Annotated in this window: 19 protein-coding genes; 7 read left to right on the plus strand and 12 right to left on the minus strand. The window is 72.6% G+C overall.

Translation table 11 applies throughout. The features are described from left to right. Window positions 1-63 precede the first annotated feature (63 nt). Window positions 64-708 carry an MBL fold metallo-hydrolase gene (locus tag AC1DXT_RS14645; RefSeq protein WP_477062034.1) on the minus strand — a complete coding sequence of 215 codons (645 nt, stop codon included), beginning with the start codon at window positions 706-708 and terminating at the stop codon, window positions 64-66. Between the two features lie 77 nt (window positions 709-785). Here AC1DXT_RS14645 and AC1DXT_RS14650 point away from each other — a divergent pair, with 77 nt between their 5' ends. Further along, a complete protein-coding gene (locus tag AC1DXT_RS14650; protein ID WP_421741469.1) occupies window positions 786-1550 on the plus strand; it encodes a ParA family protein in 765 nt (254 codons plus the stop codon). A gap of 52 nt (window positions 1551-1602) precedes the next feature. On the opposite strand, the gene AC1DXT_RS14655 is transcribed toward AC1DXT_RS14650, so the two are convergent. From AC1DXT_RS14655 to clsA, 8 genes are all read right to left on the minus strand, one after another. Beyond that, window positions 1603-2196: a MerR family transcriptional regulator gene (locus AC1DXT_RS14655; RefSeq protein ID WP_056094809.1), complete on the minus strand. Its 594-nt coding sequence runs from the start codon at window positions 2194-2196 to the stop codon at window positions 1603-1605. A gap of 148 nt (window positions 2197-2344) precedes the next feature. Next, complete coding sequence (locus AC1DXT_RS14660; RefSeq protein ID WP_477062035.1) at window positions 2345-2869, minus strand: bifunctional nuclease family protein; 525 nt, start codon at window positions 2867-2869, stop codon at window positions 2345-2347. 69 nt (window positions 2870-2938) lie between these two features. After that, window positions 2939-3703 carry a transcriptional regulator FtsR gene (gene ftsR / locus AC1DXT_RS14665; protein WP_477062036.1) on the minus strand — a complete coding sequence of 255 codons (765 nt, stop codon included), beginning with the start codon at window positions 3701-3703 and terminating at the stop codon, window positions 2939-2941. Between the two features lie 40 nt (window positions 3704-3743). Continuing rightward, window positions 3744-4208, minus strand: coding sequence for an FHA domain-containing protein (locus AC1DXT_RS14670; protein WP_477062037.1), 465 nt, complete (start codon window positions 4206-4208; stop codon window positions 3744-3746). A gap of 143 nt (window positions 4209-4351) precedes the next feature. Next, window positions 4352-5542, minus strand: a complete 1191-nt coding sequence (locus AC1DXT_RS14675; RefSeq protein WP_477062038.1) for a DUF881 domain-containing protein — start codon at window positions 5540-5542, stop codon at window positions 4352-4354. Window positions 5543-5544: 2 nt separating this feature from the next. Beyond that, entirely contained in the window at window positions 5545-5877 is a 333-nt protein-coding gene (locus tag AC1DXT_RS14680; protein WP_056094794.1) for a small basic family protein, read from the minus strand. Next, a complete protein-coding gene (locus AC1DXT_RS14685; RefSeq protein ID WP_477062039.1) occupies window positions 5874-6818 on the minus strand; it encodes a DUF881 domain-containing protein in 945 nt (314 codons plus the stop codon). Before AC1DXT_RS14685 ends, AC1DXT_RS14680 begins: the two co-directional genes overlap by 4 nt. Continuing rightward, a complete protein-coding gene (gene clsA / locus AC1DXT_RS14690; protein WP_477062291.1) occupies window positions 6815-7399 on the minus strand; it encodes a cardiolipin synthase ClsA in 585 nt (194 codons plus the stop codon). The genes AC1DXT_RS14685 and clsA overlap by 4 nt, the downstream gene beginning before the upstream one ends. A gap of 118 nt (window positions 7400-7517) precedes the next feature. On the opposite strand from clsA, the gene AC1DXT_RS14695 reads away from it, so the two are divergent. Continuing rightward, window positions 7518-7931, plus strand: coding sequence for a CoA-binding protein (locus tag AC1DXT_RS14695; RefSeq protein ID WP_477062040.1), 414 nt, complete (start codon window positions 7518-7520; stop codon window positions 7929-7931). A gap of 258 nt (window positions 7932-8189) precedes the next feature. After that, the gene (locus tag AC1DXT_RS14700) at window positions 8190-9953 is read left to right on the plus strand and encodes a DEAD/DEAH box helicase (RefSeq protein ID WP_477062041.1); all 1764 of its coding nucleotides are present in this window, start codon (window positions 8190-8192) and stop codon (window positions 9951-9953) included. 49 nt (window positions 9954-10002) lie between these two features. On the opposite strand, the gene AC1DXT_RS14705 is transcribed toward AC1DXT_RS14700, so the two are convergent. Then, on the minus strand, window positions 10003-12639 hold the full coding sequence (locus AC1DXT_RS14705) for a substrate-binding domain-containing protein (protein WP_477062042.1): 2637 nt from the start codon (window positions 12637-12639) through the stop codon (window positions 10003-10005). Between the two features lie 254 nt (window positions 12640-12893). Here AC1DXT_RS14705 and AC1DXT_RS14710 point away from each other — a divergent pair, with 254 nt between their 5' ends. The 3 genes from AC1DXT_RS14710 (at window position 12894) to AC1DXT_RS14720 (ending at window position 18953) form a co-directional block, all read left to right on the plus strand. Continuing rightward, entirely contained in the window at window positions 12894-13883 is a 990-nt protein-coding gene (locus AC1DXT_RS14710) for a LacI family DNA-binding transcriptional regulator (protein ID WP_477062043.1), read from the plus strand. Between the two features lie 175 nt (window positions 13884-14058). Further along, window positions 14059-16659, plus strand: a complete 2601-nt coding sequence (locus AC1DXT_RS14715) for a glycoside hydrolase family 6 protein (protein ID WP_477062044.1) — start codon at window positions 14059-14061, stop codon at window positions 16657-16659. 80 nt (window positions 16660-16739) lie between these two features. After that, window positions 16740-18953: a cellulase family glycosylhydrolase gene (locus tag AC1DXT_RS14720; RefSeq protein ID WP_477062045.1), complete on the plus strand. Its 2214-nt coding sequence runs from the start codon at window positions 16740-16742 to the stop codon at window positions 18951-18953. A 34-nt stretch (window positions 18954-18987) separates the two neighbouring features. On the opposite strand, the gene AC1DXT_RS14725 is transcribed toward AC1DXT_RS14720, so the two are convergent. After that, complete coding sequence (locus AC1DXT_RS14725; RefSeq protein WP_477062046.1) at window positions 18988-20034, minus strand: threonine aldolase family protein; 1047 nt, start codon at window positions 20032-20034, stop codon at window positions 18988-18990. Between the two features lie 87 nt (window positions 20035-20121). Here AC1DXT_RS14725 and AC1DXT_RS14730 point away from each other — a divergent pair, with 87 nt between their 5' ends. Further along, on the plus strand, window positions 20122-20610 hold the full coding sequence (locus AC1DXT_RS14730) for a DUF6328 family protein (protein WP_477062047.1): 489 nt from the start codon (window positions 20122-20124) through the stop codon (window positions 20608-20610). A 6-nt stretch (window positions 20611-20616) separates the two neighbouring features. On the opposite strand, the gene AC1DXT_RS14735 is transcribed toward AC1DXT_RS14730, so the two are convergent. Continuing rightward, entirely contained in the window at window positions 20617-21021 is a 405-nt protein-coding gene (locus tag AC1DXT_RS14735) for a Fur family transcriptional regulator (RefSeq protein WP_477062048.1), read from the minus strand. Window positions 21022-21026 lie beyond the last annotated feature (5 nt).

Consider the following 21026-nt stretch of genomic DNA (forward strand, 5'->3'; position numbering starts at 1 on the left):
GGCGGTCTCCTTCCGACGCGTTCACGCTACGGGCGGACGGCGGGCAGCGAAAGCCGGACGCCGTCAGAGGTCGATGCCCTCGCCGGAGTCGAGCGAGAGCGGCTCCCCCGCGTCGCCGAGCCGGCCCAGCAATCCGATCGCCATGCCCTGCCCGATCGCGCTCAGCAAGCCGTCGTGGACGACGACGAGGCGCGCTGGCCGCACGTGCCGGACGTAGTCGACGACCTCTCCCAGCTTGAGCCACGGAGCCCCGAGCGGTGCGCACAGGACGTCCACGTGCGCGCCGGCCGGGTCGATGTAGGCGTCACCCGGATGGAGCACGCCGGCGACCAGGTAGCCCACGTTGTGCACTCGCGGCACGTCCGGGTGGACCAGTGCGTGCCACTCCCCCAGCGCCGCCACGTCGAACCCGCCGGCGGAGAAGGCATCGCCTCCGCGCACGGCGTGCACGCGCTCTGCGGGCGCCCCGGCGCTGACGAGGACGTCGACCACGGACTGCGGCGCCCACGCCTCAATGCCCCCCTGCACCGCCTCGACCACGGGCTCGGTGGCCACGTGATCGGGGTGCTCGTGCGTGATGAGGACGGCCGAGACACCGTCGAGTGCACCCGGCAGGTCGGAGAAGACGCCGGGGTCGATGACGAGGTGGTCGGCGCCCCTGTCGAGACGGATGCAGGCGTGTCCCCAACGGCTCAGGCGGGTGCTCATCCGTTCAGTGTGTCCTGACCTGGGATGATGCGCGCGGCGTTTCGCCGGACGCCGGTGCCCCGGCTACGGTTGCGCACGTGCTGGTGCTCGGGGTGTGCAGTCTCAAGGGTGGCGTGGGCAAGACGTCGATCACCCTCGGTCTGGCGTCGGCTGCCCTGGAGCGCGGGCTGCGCACGCTGGTCATCGACCTGGACCCGCAGGGCGACAGCACCATGGCGCTCGGAGCACGTCCGCAGGCCGGCGACGTCGCGTCCGTCCTCGACGAGCCGGGCGAGGCGACGATGGCCAAGGCCACCGTGCTGTCGTCGTGGGCCGACGAAGGCCTCGACGTCCTCGCCGGGTCCGAGCGGTCCGCGGCGCACGACCGTCTCGACGGCGACGACCTGGACCGGCTCCGCTACGCGCTGTCCTGGGTGCGCGACTACGACCTCGTCCTGATCGACTGCCCGCCGTCGCTCGGGGGCCTCACCCGCACGGGACTGTCCGCGTGCGACCGCGCCCTCGTGGTGACCGAGCCGGGCCTCTTCGCCGTGATGGCGGTCGGCCGCGCCATGCGGACCATCGACGAGCTGCGTCGCGGACCCGCGCCAGCGCTGCAGCCGCTCGGCATCGTCGTCAACCGGGTCCGTGCCCGCTCGATCGAGCAGGCGTTCCGGCTGGAGGAGCTGCAGACGCTCTACGGCCCGCTGGTGCTCACTCCCCCGGTCCCCGAGCGCGCGGCGCTCCAGCAGGCCCAGGGTGCCGCCCAGCCGGTGCACGCGTGGCCGGGCGCCGCGGCCGCCGAGCTGGCCCGCACGTTCGACGCCCTGCTGGACCGCGCACTTCGCGCACCGCGCCACTGACATGACACGAGCGGCCACCCCGAAGGGCAGCCGCTCGTCGAGTCGGTCCGTGTCAGCCGGCGGTGCGGGCCTGCCGGCGCAGTGCGAGCTCGTCGTGGGCCGACGGCGTCGCGATGAGCTCCTCGTCCTCGTCCGCACGCTCGGTGGGCAGCGCCGCGAGGGTGCCCTCGACCTCACGCCAGACGCGGCCGACCGCGATGCCGAACACGCCCTGGCCGCCCTGCACGAGGTCGATGACCTCGTCGGCGGAGGTGCACTCGTACACGCTCGCGCCGTCGGACATCAGGGTGATCTGGGCGAGGTCGTCGACCCCCCGCTCGCGCAGGTGGCTCACGGCGGTGCGGATCTGCTGCAGCGAGACGCCCGTGTCCAGCAGGCGCTTGACCACCTTGAGCACGAGGATGTCGCGGAAGCTGTAGAGCCGCTGCGTGCCCGAACCGGTGGCCGGCCGGATGGACGGCTCCACCAGGCCGGTGCGGGCCCAGTAGTCGAGCTGGCGGTACGTGATGCCCGCGGCGCGGCACGCGGTCGGGCCGCGGTAGCCGGTCGCGGTGTCGAGGTCAGGGAGGTCGTCGTCGAACAGCATGCCCTGAGCGCGCTGCGGCACTGCCCCGCTGACGCTCTCGGCGCTCTCGTTGCTGGTCACGAATCCTCCACTCGTCGCACGCCGGTCGGCGGACATCTCCCCCGGCTGCTTGCCAGACTAGGCCCGCGGCGGTACGGACGCCATGACGCCCGCCGGGCGTGTCGCGACGGGCGAGTCTCACCTTCGACCTGAACGCGAAGGTTTGGGACTAATGACCCTCCGCGCCGCCCTCCTCCTCGGGTTCCGCGCCCGTGCTGAAGTCCTCGGGCGTGACGAGGTCGAGGAACCGCCGGAAGCGCTCGAGATCCTGCTCGGACGTGGTGGTCCGTACCTCGACGCCGGCGATCGCCACGACCTCGGCGGAGCACAGGACCGGGCAGCCGAACCGGAGCGCCATCGCGATCGCGTCGGACGCCCGGGAGTCGACCCGAGGCCCGGTCCGGAGCACCAGCTCGGCGTGGAACACGCCCTCCTCGAGGCGGGTGATCTCCACCCGCGTCAGGCCCGAGCCCACCGCGATGAGCACGTCCCGGAGCAGGTCGTGCGTCATCGGTCGGGGCGGCACGATGCCCGCCTGCGCGGAGGCGATGGCGCTCGCCTCCGTAGGCCCGATGAGGATGGGCACCAGGAGCTCGGAGTCGGGGTCGAGGAGCAGCACGACGATCTCGTCGTCGGCCATGTGCTGGCGCACCCCGACGACCTCGACCGGTACGAGCTCGGCGTCCTCTCCCATGCAGCCCACGCTACGACGCCGACGCCGATCCGGCGCCCCCCAGGGACAGCCGTTATGGCCGCGATCCGGCTACGGCGCGAGGTCGGCGACCGCCGCGCGCACGAGCGCGGTGTGCATCTGCGTGCAGAGCTCGCCCACCTCGGCCGCCAGCGTGCCCGCCCGGGCCCGCGACGACGCGCTCCGCTGGCCGCGCCACGGCGCCACCACCTGCTCGACGAGGTCCGCCTGACGGTCGGCCGAGGTCCGGAACTGCCGCAGGTGACGCGGGTCGATCCCGTGCTCGGCCAGCGCGGCGGCCGAGACCACGATCTCGCGGGCCCACAGGTCGAACGACCCCGTCCCGTGCGTGCGCAGGACCCCCGCGGCGACGAGATCCTCGACGAACGCCACCTCGACACCGGACTCGCGTGCGAGCGTCTCGAGCGTCCACCGCGTCCCGGTGCCCTCGCTGACGCCGTCCCGCGTGGCGAGCCGGGCGCGCGGAGCCGGCTCGTCCTCCTCCCCCGCGTCCAGGGCGGCGAGGCGGTCGCCGATGACCTTCAGGGGCATGTACCGGTCGCGCTGCTGGCGCAGGACGAACCGGAGGCGCTCGATGTCCGCCGGCGAGTACTGCCGGTAGCCGGCCGCCGTGCGCACCGGCTCGACGAGCCCCTGCTCCTCGAGGAAGCGGAGCTTGGACGTGGTGACGGCGGGGAACTCGATGCGCAGCGCGGCCAGGACGTCGGAGATCCGCATGGAGGCGCGGCGGGAGATGCCGCGCGGCCACGGCTCGTGCGTGACCTCGGCCGCGGTGCTCGTGTCGACCTGCACGCGCTGTGCTCGGGCGCTCGTCACGTGGTGCTCCCCGTGGGGCCGAGCGGCAGGGACCGGCCGGTCACGCGCCGGCCGTGTCGCGGTGCGGGCTGGGGTGGAACGTCATGCGGTACTTGCCGATCTGGACCTCGTCGCCCGCCCGGAGCGCCGACTGGTCGATGCGGGTCCGGTTCACGTACGTCCCGTTCAGCGACCCGATGTCCCGCACGACGAATGTCTGGCCCTCCCGGACGAACTCCGCGTGCTTGCGGGAGACGGTGACGTCGTCGAGGAAGATGTCCGCCGCCGTCGAGCGGCCTGCGACCGTCCGATCCGCGTCGAGCAGGAACCGCGCACCGGCGCTCGGTCCCCGCTGCATGACGAGCAGGGCAGAGGTGGGCGGGAGGGCGTGCACCGCGGCGACCTCGTCCGGGGTCAGCCCGACGGGTGCCGACGCCTCGATCTCGACGGGCTCGATCGCCCCGAAGCTCATCGTGGTGTCGGGTCCGCCCGCGAAGCGTCCGACCTGCGGGTCCTCGCCGCTCATGCCACCTCCCGGGCCCGTCTCTCACCTCGACGCCCGGGGTTCCTCGGGGTCAGCCACACCCTATGCGGACCGGGCGGGTCGGCGCAGCACGTCGGCACCAGGTGACAGCCTGCTGCGCGCTGCGCGGTCGGTACAGAACAGGATCAATCGCCCTGCGGCGGCACCGGCGTCGCGTACACCGGATCCGGCACGACCCGGATGGCGTCCACCTGCACGAGCTCCTCGCTCTCGACAACCCCTCTGCCCCCGTTATTGCGCACCTGCGCCATCGCACCACCCGGGATCTGCAGCGCCGGGGCGATGATGTCGGGGTCACCGATCGCGATCCAGCGGTACGGCGCCGTGAGCTCGACGCCGTCGAGGACCACCGCGCCACCCGTCCCCGTGAACGCGCTGCTCGCCGTCACCCGCTGGTCGTTGAGCTGCACCGCCTCCGCGCCCGCGTTCCGCAGCTCCTCGAGCATGTTCAGCATCGTGATCGGCTTGATGAAGCCGTCCGGCTCCGTGAGCGTGACCACCACACCCGGCCCCTCCGCGGGCAGGCGACCGGTGAGGATCCCCTGCGTCTCGGCGCTGCGGCGCAGCGCATCGAGAGCGGCCTGCCGGCGGTCGGAGCCCGAGAGCAGGTCGTCCCGCTCGCGCGCGAGGTCGGCGGACTCCCGGGCGAGGGCGTCGCCTCGGTTCGTGGTCTCGTCGAGGATCCGGACGAGGTCGCCCTGCCGCATCCCGCCGAGGTCCGCCTCACCGGACTGGCGCACCTGCGCCACCAGCGCGAAGCCGAGCACGGCGCACAGGACGCCCGCGACCAGCTGAGCGCGGGTGGAGCGGGGCTTGAGCGCACGACCGAGGACCGCCCATCCGCTCGGCTCCTTCGGCACCGGGACAGCCGTCGCGTCGTCGACCGACGGTTCCCGAGCGGGCGTCGAGCCGGACGGCAGTGCGTCCGGCCCGTCGGCAGGCTCGGGGTCACTGTCGTCGGGGACGATCGGCGGCAGCGAGTTCGGCTGCGCGGGCTCGTCGTCCTCGGGCACGACGGGAGGCAGCGAGTTCGGCTGCGCGGAGTCCTCGTCCTCGGGCACGACGGGCTGCGCGGGCTCGTCGTCCTCGGGCACGACGGGAGGCAGCGAGTTGGCCTGCACGGGTTCCTCGTCCTCGGGCACGACGGGGGGCAGCGAGTTGGCCGACACTGGCTCGTCGTCCTCCGGCACGACGGGAGGCAGCGAGTTGGCCGCCGCGGGGTCCTCGTCCTCCGGCACGACGGGAGGCAGCGAGTTCTCCACGTCGTCGGGCGGCATCGGACCGTCGGCGTCCCGGTCGTCCCTCGTCGGAGTCACGCTCATGCCTTGAACAGGTGCCGACGGATCGCGGCGGCGTTGGAGAAGATCCGGATGCCCAGCACGACGACGACGGCGGTCGACAGCTGAGTGCCCACGCCGAGCTGGTCGCCGAGGAACACGATCAGCGCCGCGACGACCACGTTCGACAGGAAGGAGATGAGGAACACCCGGTCGTCGAAGATCCCGTCGAGCATGGCGCGCAAGCCACCGAACAGGGCGTCGAGGGCGGCGACCACGGCGATCGGGAGGTAGGGCTGGAGCTCGACGGGCACGGTCGGCTGCAGGAGCAGACCCCCGACGACGCCGATGACCAGACCGATGACTGCGATCACGTGCCGTCCCTCCGTGTCAGACCTGCAGACCCTGCCACAAGGCTCCGTCCAGATGCATCCCCGCCCGCACGCGCCCCCGGCTCGGGCGCGGAGGACGCGTCCGGAACCTCGGCCTCGTTGAGGGTGACCAGGCCGGTCCCCGGGAGCTCGAGCTTGCTCTGCGACGTCATCTGGACGCCGATCCCGTACGTCGTCCGGAGGGTCGCCAGGTGCTGGCCCGCGCTGGCCCGCGCGAGCTCCGTCTGCATGCTCACCGCGTCGCCCACGGCCTCCACCGTGTACGGGCTGCTCAGGGCGACCAGGTCGACGAGCACCGCGTCCCCCGCGCTGCGGATCGCGGTCATCGCGGTGAGGCGCTGCCCGTTCACCGCGACGGCCTCGGCCCCGGCCGCCCACAGGCCGTTCACCACGACCTGGAGGTCGACGTCCTGCACGCGCAGCTCCGGGTCCTCCTCGTCGCGGTTGTCGGACTGTGCGTCCGTGAGGACGAGCCGCAGACCCGGCCCCGTCACCGCCGTCACGCCGGACTGCACGGAGTCCGCCTCGATCTCGTCGCGCACCGACTGGCCCTCGTCCCCGAGGAGCTCCTCCTGGAGCCTGGCGATCTCGTCGGTCATCGCGGTGATGTCCGACTGCTGTTCGTCGGCCTCCGCGCGGCGCTCCTCGATCTGCGCCTCCAGGAGCTCGCGCGCGGCCAGCACCGCCCCGGCAGGCTGCCGCAGGGCGATCGTCGCGGCCGTCGCGCCCAGGCCCAGCCCGACGGCCAGAGCGACCAGACCGGCGGTCGACCGCCACGTGCGCCTGGGGCCGGTGCCGGCGGCACGGCGAGCAGTGGCCTCCGCATACCCCGGGTCGAGCGGGCGTCGGTAGAACTCGTTGAGCAGCGTCATCGACGCGTCCGGGCTGCGCGGCGGCTCGCTGGAACCGTGCCGCGCGCTCATGAGCGTCCCGCGTCGTCGCGCAGGAGCTGGCGCGCCTGGGCGAGGTAGACGACCGCCGAGAACCAGTAGAGCGCGACGCCCCAGAGGGCGAAGGCCCACCCGGCGACCCCGGCGACGGTGCCGACCCACGAGTCCCACTGTGCGAGGAGGAGCAGCGGGAACGCGTAGAGCAGGGCGAACGTGCCGGCCTTGCCCGCCAGGTGCACCTGCAACGGTGCGTACCCCGCACGGGCGAGGACGATGAGCATCACCGCGAGCACCACGTCGCGCAGGACCAGCACCCCGAGCAGCCACCACGGCACCACGTCGCGCCAGGCGAGCGCGACGAGCGTCACGATGATGAAGAGGCGGTCCGCAGCGGGGTCCAGCAGCTGACCGAGCCGGGACACCTGCCCGAGCCGCCGGGCGAGCACCCCGTCGAGCCAGTCGCTGGCTCCGGAGACCGCGAGGACCGCGACCGCCCACCCGTCCTCGCCGTGGGCGATGAGCAGCGCGAACACGGGGACGAGGAGCAGACGCACGAGACTGATGGCGTTCGGCACGGTCAGCACGCGCGTGGAGACGACGTCGTTGCTCGCCACTGCCTCCCCCGTCACTGTCCCGTCCTGGCGGCGTCGATACTATGCGGCCCGGGGCCCCGCTCCCGACGGCGGCGCGCCCTCGGCTGCGGCGCAGGTCAGCGGGTGCAAGAGTTCAGGGATGGTGCACCGCAACGACCCGGACGTCATCAAGCGCCTCCTGACGTCTCCCGGGAGCTGGGCGGTCGTCGGCCTGTCGACGAACACGTCCCGCGCGGCGTACGGCGTCGCCCGGTACCTGCAGTCCCACGGCCACGAGATCGTGCCCGTGCACCCGCGCGCGGAGACCGTCCATGGGGCAGCGGGCGTGCGCACGCTCGCCGACGTGGACGGGCCCGTCGACGTCGTCGACGTGTTCGTGAACAGCACGCTGGCCGGCGCCGTCGTGGACCAGGCGATCGCCGTCGGCGCCCGTGCGGTCTGGCTGCAGCTCGGGGTCGTCGACGAGGACGCCGCGGAGCGAGCCCGCGCGGCCGGTCTCGACGTCGTCATGGACACCTGCCCCGCGATCGAGGGTCCGCGGCTCGGCCTGTAGGCGTGTGCGCGAGGTCACCCGCGGCCTGCCTGCCGCTGGAGGCCTCCGCCCGGTAGACTCCGTCACGAATCTGGAGTTCGTCGCGTCCCCCTTCGAGGCGTCGTCACCACCGCTCAGCCGGTCGTGACCCGCCTCGCGTCGTGTGGTCTAGGCATCGCGTGAGCGGTTGCCACTGGGTGGTCCGGGGCTGCGACCCGCTGTTCGCCGTCCCGGTGCACGGTTCAGGGCTCCGCCCCGCGATGATCGGTTCCCCACTTCATGAGCTCTGCCCTGCCCTCTGCCCTGCCCGAGGACGCCACCTTCGCCGACCTCGGGCTGCCGCCGGCCCTCGAGGCCGCGATCGCCGACCTCGGTTTCACCGTCCCCTCCGCCATCCAGTCGCAGGCCGTGCCCGCGCTGCTGAGCGGCCGCGACATCGTCGGCGTCGCCCAGACCGGCACCGGCAAGACCGCCGCGTTCGGTCTGCCGCTGCTCGCCGCGATCGACTACGACATCCCCGCCGTCCAGGCCATCGTGCTGACCCCGACGCGTGAGCTCGCGATGCAGGTGGCCGACGCCATCCAGTCGTTCGCCACCCACCTGCCCGGCCTGAACGTGCTCGCGGTCTACGGCGGCTCGCCGTTCCTGCCGCAGCAGCGGGCGCTCGCCCGCGGCGCCCAGGTGGTCGTCGGCACCCCCGGTCGCGTGCTCGACCACCTCGAGCGCCGCACGCTGAAGCTGGACCAGGTGCGCTTCCTCGTGCTGGACGAGGCCGACGAGATGCTCCGCATGGGCTTCGCCGAGGACGTCGACAAGGTCCTGTCCGCTGCGCCGCGCGAGCGTCAGGTCGCCCTGTTCTCCGCGACGATGCCGCCGCAGATCCGTCGCGTCGCCGAGCAGCACCTGAACCGACCGGTCGAGATCACGGTCTCGCGCCAGGCGTCGACCGTGACCAGCGTGCGCCAGACCTACGCCGTCGTCCCGCACCGCCACAAGACCGGCGCGCTCGCCCGGGTGCTCGCCGTCTCCGAGGCCGACGCGGCCATCGTCTTCGTGCGCACCCGCGGTGCCGCCGAGGAGGTCGGCAGCGCGCTGATCGAGCGGGGCATCTCGGCCGCGTACATCTCCGGTGACGTCGCCCAGACGGAGCGCGAGAAGATCGTCGACCGCCTGCGGACCGGCGCGCTCGACGTGCTCGTCGCCACGGACGTCGCCGCCCGCGGCCTCGACGTGGACCGCATCGGCCTCGTCGTCAACTTCGACGTGCCGCGCGAGCCCGAGATCTACGTGCACCGCATCGGCCGCACGGGCCGCGCCGGCCGCGAGGGCGAGGCGCTGTCGTTCGTCACGCCCGCCGAGCAGTCGCGTCTGCGCCAGATCGAGCGCACGACGCGCCAGTCGCTCCTGCAGGTGGACATCCCCTCGCCCGCCGAGGTCTCCGCGCACCGCGTGCAGGCCCTCCTCGCCCGCACCGGCGCCCGGGCCGAGCTCGACCGCCTGGACCTCTACCGCGAGGCCATCGCCGTGCACCTGGCGCAGAACCCGGACGTCGACCCGTACGAGCTGCTCGCGACGCTGACGGCCCTCGCGGTCGGCGACGAGGGCCCCGTGGCCGTGCAGGGCGACGACCTGGACGACGCGCTCTCGCGTGCGCACCTCACCGGTGGCGGTCGCGAGCGCGACGGCGAGCGCAGCTACGACCGTCCGGAGCGCGGCGAGCGTCGCCGCGCGGACACGCACATCGCCGGGGGCTCGCCGCGCTGGCGTGTCGCCGTCGGTCACCGGGACGGTCTGCAGCCGGGCGCCCTGGTGGGCGCGCTCACCGGTGAGGGCGGCCTGACCGGCAAGGACGTCGGCAAGATCGACATCTTCGGCAGCTTCGCGCTGGTCGACATCCCGGCGGGTCTGTCGGCCGACGTCATCGACCGGCTGGCGCGCACCCGGGTCGCCGGGCGCCCGCTGCGCATCCGTCTCGACTCGGGCCCGCGCCCGGGCCACGGTGCCTCGCGCCCGACGCACGGCCCGGCACGCGGCCGCAGCTGATCGCACGGCCCAGCCCCCGTCTCCCTCCAGGGGAGGCGGGGGCTTCGTGCTATCGGAGCACCGACCCCGGGCGGCCCTGTCGAGAGGCCCCCCGAAGGAGGGTGATGTCCGCCTCGCGGAGCACCTCCCCCACGTCACGGAAGCCTCGGATGCTCCCCAGCACCCCGATGGCGACCCTCGAGCCCAGCTCCTGACGCAGCTGGTCGAGCAGCAGCGACAGGCGGCTCGGGACCCCGCCCGGCCCGACGTCGTCGAGCAGCACGACGAAGTCGTCCTCGGAGATCCGCGCGGGCGTGTCCCCCTCCCGGAGCGGACGGCGCAGCCGGCGGACGAGCTCGCGGTGCAGGTCGAGCCGCGCGTCCCCGTCCGCGTCCAGGTGCCCCTGCGTGGGGATCGCCGGACCGTCGAGCACCCGTACGAGGGCGAGGGCGCAGTCGTACCCGGGCGACCGCCTGGTCCGGAGCACCGCGGCGCCGAGCCGGTCCAGGAACAGCAGCCGGTTGACCAGCCCGGTCTCCGGGTCACGGAGCGCGTCGCGCTGCAGGGCGATCTCCTGCTCCTTGCGCTCCGTGACGTCCACGAGGGCTCCCACCAGCCGCGCAGGGCACCCGGCGTCGTCGAGCACCGTGACGGCCCGGCAGAGCATCCAGCGGTAGTCGCCGGACGACGTACGGACGCGGTGCTCGAGCTCGAGCGGTGAGCCGGCGCCGGCCAGCTGCGAGGCGATCGACGCCGACAGCTCGTCGCGGTCGGCGGGGTGCACACGCTCGAGCCACTCCCCCGGCGAGTCGCCGATGACGTCGTCGTCGTACCCGAGGGTCTGCTTCCAGCGGGGCGAGTAGTAGACCGTCCCCGCGGACACGTCCCAGTCCCAGGTGCCGTCGTGCGCGGCCATCGACGCCAGGGCGTAGCGCTCCTCGCTCGCGCGCACCGTGTCCGCCAGGGACCGCTCACGGGCAGCGGCCTGTTCCAGCGCACGACGCTGCTCGCGCAGGTTGGCCAGGAGGCGCTCCTGGTCGAGCGCGACCGCGAGCAGGGCCGCCCAGTGGTTGAACCGGTCGCGGGCGCTGGTGGCCCGCGACTCGACGGTGCCGTCGATGGCCAGCAGCCCCCAGTCGCTGCCGCCGAACGTCACCGGGACGACGAAGGTGAGCTCGTTCGAGCCGACGGTCCCGGCCCTGGTCAGGGCGGCCGGGGGGAACTGGCTGGCGGTCGTCCGGACGCCGACGAGGCGCGACAGGGTGCCCGACGTGTCGTGCACGCCGACGATCTCCATCTCCCGGTCGCCCGGCCCCCGGTCGGCGCCGAGCCAGAGCCCGAGGCAGGCATGACCTCGGACCCCGCGCGGCAGCCAGCCGAGGGCGCGCGGGCTGGCTCCGTCACCGCGCAGGAGGTCCATGTCGACCTCGTACTGGTCCACGATGGTGCGCTCGAGCTGCCCGCTGCGCGCCAGCATCGCCCGCGTGCAGCCCCGCGTCAGAGCGAGGAGCACCTCCGTGACCGCGCGCCGGACCGCGACCTCGTGGTCCGGGTGCGAGAGCGCTTCCACGACGTCTGCCTCCACACCGCGGAGGCAGGTCACCAGCTGCTCGAGCGCCTCGGGGTGCGGCTGCATCGCCGCCGTCACGTCGGCGAGCCGGGTCAGCGTCGCCGTCCCGGGCGTGGCCCCGCGCTCGGCAGCGGTCTCGATCGGCTCGACGACGGCGTGCCACCAGGTCTCGCGGGGCGCGACGCCGGTCCGACGTGCACCGCCGACACCGGCGGGCCCCACGAAGGCCGTACCGGCGAGCGCCCGGAGCACCTGGTACCCGCTGCGGCTGCCGGTCACGGCGCCGGCGGCCGGGGCGGACTGCGCGGACTCGGTGCAGCCGCAGGACTCCCGCAGCACCAGGGTCGACGGAGCCCGGTACTCCCCGCCGGGGACCTCCTCGCCGCGCATGCGGGAGAGCAAGAGGGATACCGCGGTCTCACCCACGCGGTCGTAGTGCGCGTCGACGGTGGACAACCGAGGTGTCACGCGCGCGCCGGAGTCGGCGTGGTCGAACCCGATCACCGCCTGGTCACGCGGGAGCACGAGCCCGGCAGCACGCAGGGCCCGCTGGAAGCCGATCGCGTTCCGGTCGGTGGCCGCGATCACGGCCGTCGTGGGTGTGCCGGCGGCGAGCATCCGGGCGGCCGCGTCGGCACCACCCTGCTCGTGGTTGTCCGACGACTCGAAGATCCAGGCGTCGGGCGGCTCGATGCCGTGCTCGGCGAGCGTCGCGCGGTAGGCCGCGAAGCGCTCGCGCATGTCCCGCTGCGTGAGGCAGCCGATGAAGCCGATCGCCGTGTGGCCGTGCCCGAGCAGGTGCTCGACCGCCGCGCGCACACCGCCGAGGTTGTCCGGGAGCACCACCGCGTCGTCGGCCGACTGGGGCTCCTCGCTGACCAGGACCACCGGCAGGCCCCACTGCTGCACCGACGCGAGCCGGTCGCTGCGCAGCGCCTTGCCCACCACGACGAGCCCGTCCACCGCGCCGAGTGCGACGGGTGCGTCGAGGATCGACTCGTCCGGGTACCGCTCCCGGTCCAGCCCCGCCGGATACGTCTGCACGGCCACGACGCGGTGCCCGGCCGCTCGTGCCGCGCGGGCCACCCCCGCGATCAACGCTCCGAAGTAGAACCCGCCGACCACCGGCGAGAGCACGCCGATCGTCCGTCGTGCCGTCGGTGAGACCGGTCCGCGTCGCACTGTTCCCATGACCCCACATCCCTCGCCCACGTCGTCGGAGCCGAGATGATGCATTTCACCCGCATCGGGCGACACACTAGGTGATCGTGGTCACACCTGCATATGACTCCGGAGTACCCGGCTCTTCCGCGTCGCCGTCGACGCCGTCGCCCGGGCCGTCCTCCCCCAGCCCTTCGACCGCCCCCGCACGACGCCCGACGATCACCGACGTGGCGCGCGCCGCGGGGGTCTCGATCGCCGTCGTGTCGTACGCCCTCAACGGCCGGCCGGGTGTCTCCGCCGCCACCCGGGAGCGCGTGCTGCGCGTGGCCGACGAGTTCGGCTGGCGGCCGAGCGCGGCCGCGCGGTCGATGCGGACGGGGCCGCGCGCCATCGGTCTCGTCTTCGACCGCGGGGCTGCCGGACCCGTCGCCCAGGCGACCGGGGTGCTCGAGTTCGTGATCTCGCTCCAGGAGGTCCTGGCCGCCCGCAACCTCGCCCTCGTGCTCCAGCTCGTCGACGGACCGGAGGCTGCCGTCGCCCTGTACGGCGAGTGGTGGGCGGAGCGTCGCTTCGACGTCATGGTCGTCACCGACGTGCTCCTCGAGGATCCCCGGCTCGACGCCCTGCGGCGGCTGCGGGCACCGGCTGTGGTCGTCGGTGCAGGTCAGAGCGATGTCGACCTCGCGGCGGTGACCCTGGACGACGCCGAGGCCTTCGGGCGCGTCGGCCGTTACCTGCTCGAGCTGGGGCACCGCCACGTGGCCCTGGTGAGCGGTCCGAAGGAGCTGGTGCGGACGCGCGAGCGGCTCGGTGCGCTCACCGGCGTGCTCGACGCGGCCTCCGGCGTGCTGGTCCACGAGGCCACGGGCGGCACGGCGGAGGAGGCTGCGGTGGCGACCCGGCGGCTGCTGACGGGGGGTCGGGCGCCGACCGCGATCGTCTACGACTCCGACCAGATGGCGGTCGCTGCTCTCGACGTGGCACGCCGCACGGGCCTCGCGGTGCCCTGGGACCTCTCGATCGTCGCGGGGTCGGACTCGGCCCTGTGCCGGCTCGCCACGCCCTCGATCACGACCCTCCCGTCGGCCCAGCGCGACCTCGGTACCGCCACCGGCGAGGCGGTCCTCGCGGTCCTGGACGGGGACCTCCGTGCCCGCCGCGCGCTCCAGATCGGAGGCCTCGCGGTGCGGGGCAGCACGGGTCCGCGGTCGAGATGAGAACGCTCTCATGCGAGTCACAGTTTGGTAACGCGGGCTACCTAAACGATTTGCCCCGTGCCGCCCAGAAAGTCCCCGTGGTGATCTAGCGACCAGTCGCCGTGGACTTCCCCGGACGACTTGCGCCCGGACGGGATGGCCGACCGGGCACTTCGATCGACACCCGGAGGACTACGTGTCCACACACGGCAAGAGAGCGGTGAGGCAGCGCCTGCGCGCGGCCACGACCGCCGCGGCAGCGACGGCGCTGCTCGCAGCACCCCTGTGCATCACGACGAGCGCCAGCGCCGCGGAGGCGCACGTCGACAACCCCTACGCCGGCGCGACGCAGTACGTGAACCCCACGTATGCGGCAGCGGCTGAGAGCGCTGCCACACGTGCCGGCGACGCCTCGCTGGCCGCAAAGATGCGGACCGTGGCGAAGCAGCCGACCGCCGTCTGGATGGACCGCATCAGCGCCATCACCGGCAACGCCGACGGCAACGGCCTGAAGTTCCACCTGGACAACGCCGTCGCCCAGAAGGGCTCCGGACCGATCGTCTTCAACCTGGTCATCTACGACCTGCCCGGACGCGACTGCTACGCCCTGGCGTCCAACGGTGAGCTCCCCGCCACCGACGCGGGCCTGGCGCGGTACAAGGCGGAGTACATCGACCCGATCGCCGCGCTGCTCAGCGACCCGAAGTACGCGGACATCCGGATCTCGGCCACCATCGAGCCCGACTCGCTGCCCAACCTGGTGACCAACATCTCGGAGGCCACCTGCCAGCAGGCGGCGCCGTACTACAAGGCCGGCGTGAAGTACGCGCTCGACAAGCTGCACGCCATCCCGAACGTCTACAACTACATCGACATCGGCCACTCCGGCTGGCTCGGCTGGGACAGCAACGCCGGTCCCGCGGCGACGCTGTTCGCCGACGTGGCGAAGTCCACCACCGCCGGGTTCGCCTCGATCGACGGGTTCGTCAGCGACGTCGCGAACACCACGCCGCTCAACGAGCCGTTCCTGCCGGACTCCACGATCTCGGTGGGCGGCACGCCGATCCGCTCGAGCTCCTTCTACGAGTGGAACTTCGACTTCGACGAGATCGACTTCACGGCGCACATGCACCGGCTGCTCGTGGCGGCCGGCTTCCCGTCGTCGCTCGGCATGCTCGTCGACACCTCCCGCAACGGCTGGGGTGGCGCGGCGCGTCCGACCGCCGTGTCCACCAGCACCAACCACAACACCTACGTGAACGAGTCCAAGGTCGACAAGCGCGTCCACCGCGGCGCGTGGTGCAACCCGCTCGGTGCGGGCATCGGCGAGCTGCCGCAGGCCACGCCGTCCGGCTACGCCAGCTCCCACCTCGACGCCTTCGTCTGGATCAAGCCCCCGGGTGAGTCCGACGGTGCGTCCTCCGACATCCCGAACGACCAGGGCAAGCGGTTCGACCGCATGTGCGACCCGACGTTCGTGTCGCCCAAGCTGTCCAACCAGCTGACCGGCGCCACGCCGAACGCGCCGCTCGCCGGCCAGTGGTTCGAGGACCAGTTCAAGACCCTCGTCGCCAACGCCTACCCCGTCCTCGCGGGGGGCACGACTCCCCCGGTCGACACGACGGCGCCCTCGGTGCCGGCGGGCCTGACGGCCGGCACGCCGACCTCGACGAGCGTCCCGCTGTCCTGGACCGCATCGACCGACAACGTGGCCGTGACCGGCTACAACGTCTACCAGGGCACCACGCTGGTGGGCACCTCCACCTCGACGAGCTACACCGTGACCGGCCTGTCCGCCGCCACCGCGTACTCGTTCACCGTCCGCGCCAAGGACGCCGCCGGCAACCTGTCGGCTGCCTCCACCGCGGTCTCCGCCACGACGGCGACCGGCACGGTCACGGACACGACGGCACCCTCGGTGCCGACGGGCCTGACGGCCGGCACGACGACCTCGACGTCGGTCCCGCTCTCGTGGAACGCGTCGACGGACAACACCGGCGGCACGGGCGTCGCCGGCTACGAGGTCTACCGCGGCTCCACGCTCGTGGCGACGACCACCTCGACGAGMTACACCGTGACCGGCCTGAGCGCCGCCACCGCGTACTCGTTCAGCGTCCGTGCCAAGGACCTGGCGGGCAACGTCTCGGCGGCGTCCACGGCGGTCTCGGCGACCACCCAGTCCGGCACCATCACGGACACGACGGCACCCTCGGTGCCGACGGGCCTGACCGCCGGCACGACGACCTCGACGTCCGTCCCGCTGTCCTGGACCGCGTCGACCGACAACGTGGCAGTCACCGGTTATGACGTCTACCGCGGCTCCACGCTCGTGGCGACGACCACCTCGACGAGCTACACCGTGACCGGCCTGAGCGCCGCCACCGCGTACTCGTTCACCGTCCGCGCCAAGGACGCCGCCGGCAACGTCTCGGCATCGTCCGCGGCCGTCTCGGCGACCACCCAGTCGGGCTCGTCGAACAGCAGCTGCTCGGTCAAGTACACCGCCAGCAGCTGGAACACGGGCTTCACCGCCTCCGTCAAGGTGACCAACACCGGCACGACGGCGCTGAGCAGCTGGACCCTCGGGTTCTCCTTCGCCAACGGCCAGACCGTCACGCAGGGCTGGAGCGCCGACTGGTCGCAGTCCGGCCCGGCGGTCTCCGCGAAGAACGCGGCGTGGAACGGCACCCTCGGTGCCGGCCAGAGCACCGACATCGGGTTCAACGGCTCCCACACGGGCACGAACAACGCGCCCACCGCCTTCACGCTCAACGGTGCGACCTGCGCCATCGCGTGACCTAGCGGCATGACGAGCGGGGGTCCTCCAGCCAGGAGGGCCCCCGCTCGACCGTTCCGACCGACCACCTGAGGAGAACCGTGTCGTCCACCCATCGCCTGCGCGCGCTCGCCACGAGCGTCGCCGCCACCGCCGCCCTGACGGCGCCGCTCGTGCTCGGCGCCGTCCCCGCCCACGCCGCAGCCGGCGACGACTGGCTGCACGTGACGGGCAACAAGATCGTCGACGAGGCCGGCAAGGAGGTGTGGCTGACGGGCACCAACTGGTTCGGGTTCAACGCGAGCGAGCGCGTCTTCCACGGCCTCTGGTCGGGCAACATCGACACGATCACCAAGAGCATGGCCGACCGGGGCATCAACACCGTGCGCGTGCCCATCTCCACCCAGCTGCTGCTCGAGTGGAAGGCCGGCACCTTCCTGCAGCCGAACGTCAACACGTACGCCAACCCTGAGCTGCTGGGCAAGAACAGCCTGCAGATCTTCGACTACTGGCTGACCCTCTGCGAGAAGTACGGGATCAAGGTCTTCCTCGACGTGCACAGCGCGGAGGCGGACAACGCCGGCCACGTGTACCCGGTGTGGTGGAAGGGGTCGATCACCACCGAGGACGTCTACGCCGGCTGGGAGTGGGTGGCCGAGCGGTACAAGAACAACGACACGATCATCGGCGCGGACGTGAAGAACGAGCCGCACGGCACGCAGGGTGCCACCGAGCGCGCCAAGTGGGACGGGTCGACCGACAAGGACAACTTCAAGCACTTCGCGCAGACCGCGGGCCGCAGGATCCTCGCGATCAACCCGCACTGGCTGATCTTCGTCGAGGGCATCGAGGTCTACCCGAAGCCGGGCGTGCCGTGGACCTCGACGGGCCTGACGGACTACTACGGCACCTGGTGGGGCGGGAACCTGCGCGGGGTGAAGGACTTCCCGATCGACCTCGGAGCCAACCAGGACCAGCTGGTCTACTCCCCGCACGACTACGGACCGCTGGTGTTCGACCAGCCGTGGTTCCAGGGCACGTGGGACCGGACCACGCTCGAGCGTGACGTGTGGGACCCGAACTGGCTGTACCTGCACAAGCAGAACACCGCGCCGCTGCTCATCGGTGAGTGGGGCGGCTTCATGGACGGCGGCCGCAACGAGAAGTGGATGAAGGCGCTGCGCGACCTCATCGTCGAGCGACGGCTCAGCCACACGTTCTGGGTGCTCAACCCGAACTCGGGCGACACCGGCGGCCTGCTCAACCACGACTGGACAACGTGGGACGAGCCCAAGTACGCGCTCCTGAAGCCCTCGCTGTGGCAGGACGGGGGCAAGTTCGTCAGCCTCGACCACACGGTCAGGCTCGGCGGGGCGGCCAGCACCACGGGCAAGTCCCTCTCCGAGGTCGGCGGGCAGCCGGGCGACGTCACCGCTCCGAGCGTGCCGACGAACCTTGCCGCGGGGACGCCCTCGACCACGAGCGCGCCGCTGACCTGGTCCGCGTCCACGGACTCCGGGTCGGGGGTCGCGGGGTACGAGGTCTACCGCGGGACCACGCTCGTGGGGACGACGACGTCGACCGGCTTCACGGTGACCGGGCTGACGGCGGACACGTCGTACTCGTTCACGGTGCGGGCCAAGGACGCCGCCGGGAACGTGTCCGCGGCCTCGACTCCGGTGACGGCGCGGACCGCGGTCGGGGGCACGTCCGACACCGTGGCACCGACGGCGCCGACCGGTCTGGAGGCCGGCACGGGGACGACGACCACGATCCCGCTGCGATGGACGGCGTCCACGGACAACGTGGCGGTGACCGGCTACGACGTCTACCGGGCGGGCACGCTCGTCGGCAGCAGCACGACCCCGAGCTGGACCGCGACGGGCCTGGCCGCGGGGACGTCCTACGTGTTCACGGTCGTGGCGAAGGACGCTGCCGGCAACCGGTCCGCACCCTCCGCCGCGCTGACCGCGTACACCGCCCCGGACGTGGTCACGGGCTCGTGCGCCGTGACCTACGCGGCGAACAGCTGGAGCTCCGGGTTCACCGGGTCGATCCGGATCACGAACACCGGGACGTCCGCGCTGGCCGGGTGGACGCTCGGGTTCTCGTTCGCGAACGGGCAGACCGTGACGCAGGGCTGGAGCGCGACGTTCACCCAGACCGGGTCGGCGGTCACCGCGACGGGTCTGGCCTGGAACTCGACGCTCGCGCCCGGGGCGAGCACCGAGATCGGGTTCAACGGCTCGCACGCCGGCACCAACACCGCGCCGACCGCGTTCACGGTCAACGGCGCGGCCTGCACCGTGCGATGACGCCGTGGGGCGCGGGGGTGCGTCGTCCCGCGCCTCAGGAGACGGCGTCCTTGAGCGCGGTGACCAGCTCGTCCACGTCCGCCTCGGTGGTGTCGAACGAGCACATCAGCCGGACCTCGCCGGTCTCGACGATCCAGTCGTAGAACCGCCACCGGCGGCGCAGCACGTCCGCGACCCCGGCGGGGAAGATCACGAAGATGCCGTTCGCCTGCGTGGGCCGTGTCACCTGCACCCCCGGCAGGTGCTCGATCCCCGCGCGCAGCCGGGCCGCCATGGCGTTCGCGTGCCGCGCCGAGCGCAGCCACAGGTCGCCCTCGAACAGGGCGACGAGCTGCGCGGACGCGAACCGCATCTTGGACGCGAGCTGCATGTCCATCTTGCGTAGGTAGGTCAGGCCGCCGTCCGCCGCGGGGTCCAGCACGACCACGGCCTCACCGAACAGGAGGCCGTTCTTCGTACCCCCGAGCGACAGGATGTCGACGCCCGCGTCGGTGGTGAACGCGCGCAGCGGCACGTCGAGCGATGCCGCCGCGTTGGAGATCCGCGCCCCGTCGAGGTGGAGCCGCATCCCGTGCTCGTGCGCCTGGTCCGCCAGCGCGCGCACCTCGTCGGGCGTGTACACGGTGCCCAGCTCGGTCGCCTGGGTGATCGAGACGACGCCGGGCTGCGCCCGGTGCTCGTCGCCGAAGCCCCACGCCTGCGTCGCCACCAGCTCCGGCGTCAGCTTGCCGTCGGGGGTGGGCACGGTGAGCAGCTTGATGCCGCCCATCCGCTCGGGCGCCCCGTTCTCGTCGGTGTGGATGTGGGCGGTCTCCGCGCACACCACGGCACCCCAGCGCGGGAGCACGGACTGCAGCGAGAGCACGTTCGCACCCGTGCCGTTGAACACGGGGAACGCCGTCGCCTGGTCGCCGAAGTGGTGGGCGACGACCTCCTGGAGCCGGGAGGTGTACACGTCCTCGCCGTACGCGGTCTGGTGGCCCCCGTTGGCCTCCGCGATCGCGGCGAGCACCTCGGGGTGCACCCCCGCGTAGTTGTCGGAGGCGAAGTCACGGCGGTCGGCGTCATGCAGTCGGGTCACGGGGTCCATCTTCCCCGACGTCAGGCCCGCTCCTGCGCAGGACGGGCCCGTGCGGGATGATCCGTCCAGACCCCAAGGAGGACCACGGTGCACGAGCACGACGCAGCCCCGGACGACGGCCGTCGCGAGACCGACAACGAGCGAGCCGACCGCAACTGGGACGAGCTCATGCAGGAGCTCCGGGTCACGCAGACCGGCACGCAGATCCTCACGGGCTTCCTGCTCACGATCCCGTTCCAGCAGCGGTTCGCGGACCTGGACGCCTACCAGGAGGACCTGTACCTGGTCCTCGTCCTCCTCGCCGTGCTGGCGACGACGCTGATCACCGCGCCGGCGAGCCTGCACCGTGTCCTGTTCCGGCAGCGGCTCAAGCCGGAGCTCGTCTCGGCGGGGAACCGCCTCGCGCGGGCGGGGCTGGTGGTCCTGGCCTTCGTCATGGCCGGCAGCGCGATGCTCGTGTTCGACGTCGTGCTCACCAGAACCGCGGGCTGGACCGTGGGGATCGTCTCGATCCTCGTGATCACCGCGGTGTGGTGGGCGTTCCCGAAGCTGCTCGCCCGGGGCGCCCGCGACTGACGGCGCTCAGGCCGTGGCGGACTCCCGGCAGCTCGCGCACGTGCCGACCAGCTCGATCGTGTGGTCGACGTCGTCGAACCCGTGCGCCGCGCCCACCTGGGCCGCCCACGCCTCCGCCTGACCCGCCTCGATCTCGACCGTCCGCCCGCACGAGCGGCACACGAGGTGGTGGTGGTGGCTGCGCTGCTCGCACCGGCGGTAGACGGACTCGCCGTCCTCGGTGCGCAGGACGTCGACGTCGCCGTGCTCGGACAGGCTCTGCACCGCGCGGTACACGGTGGCCAGGCCGACGCTCGAGCCCCGGGCGCGGAGCATCTCGTGCAGCTGCTGGGCGCTGCGGAACTCGTCGACGTCCTCGAGGAGGTCGAGGATCTCGGCGCGCTGACGCGTCTGCCGCGGCACGACCACCATCAGAG

The sequence above is a fragment of the Cellulomonas sp. P1_G12_2 genome (genome assembly GCF_056405535.1).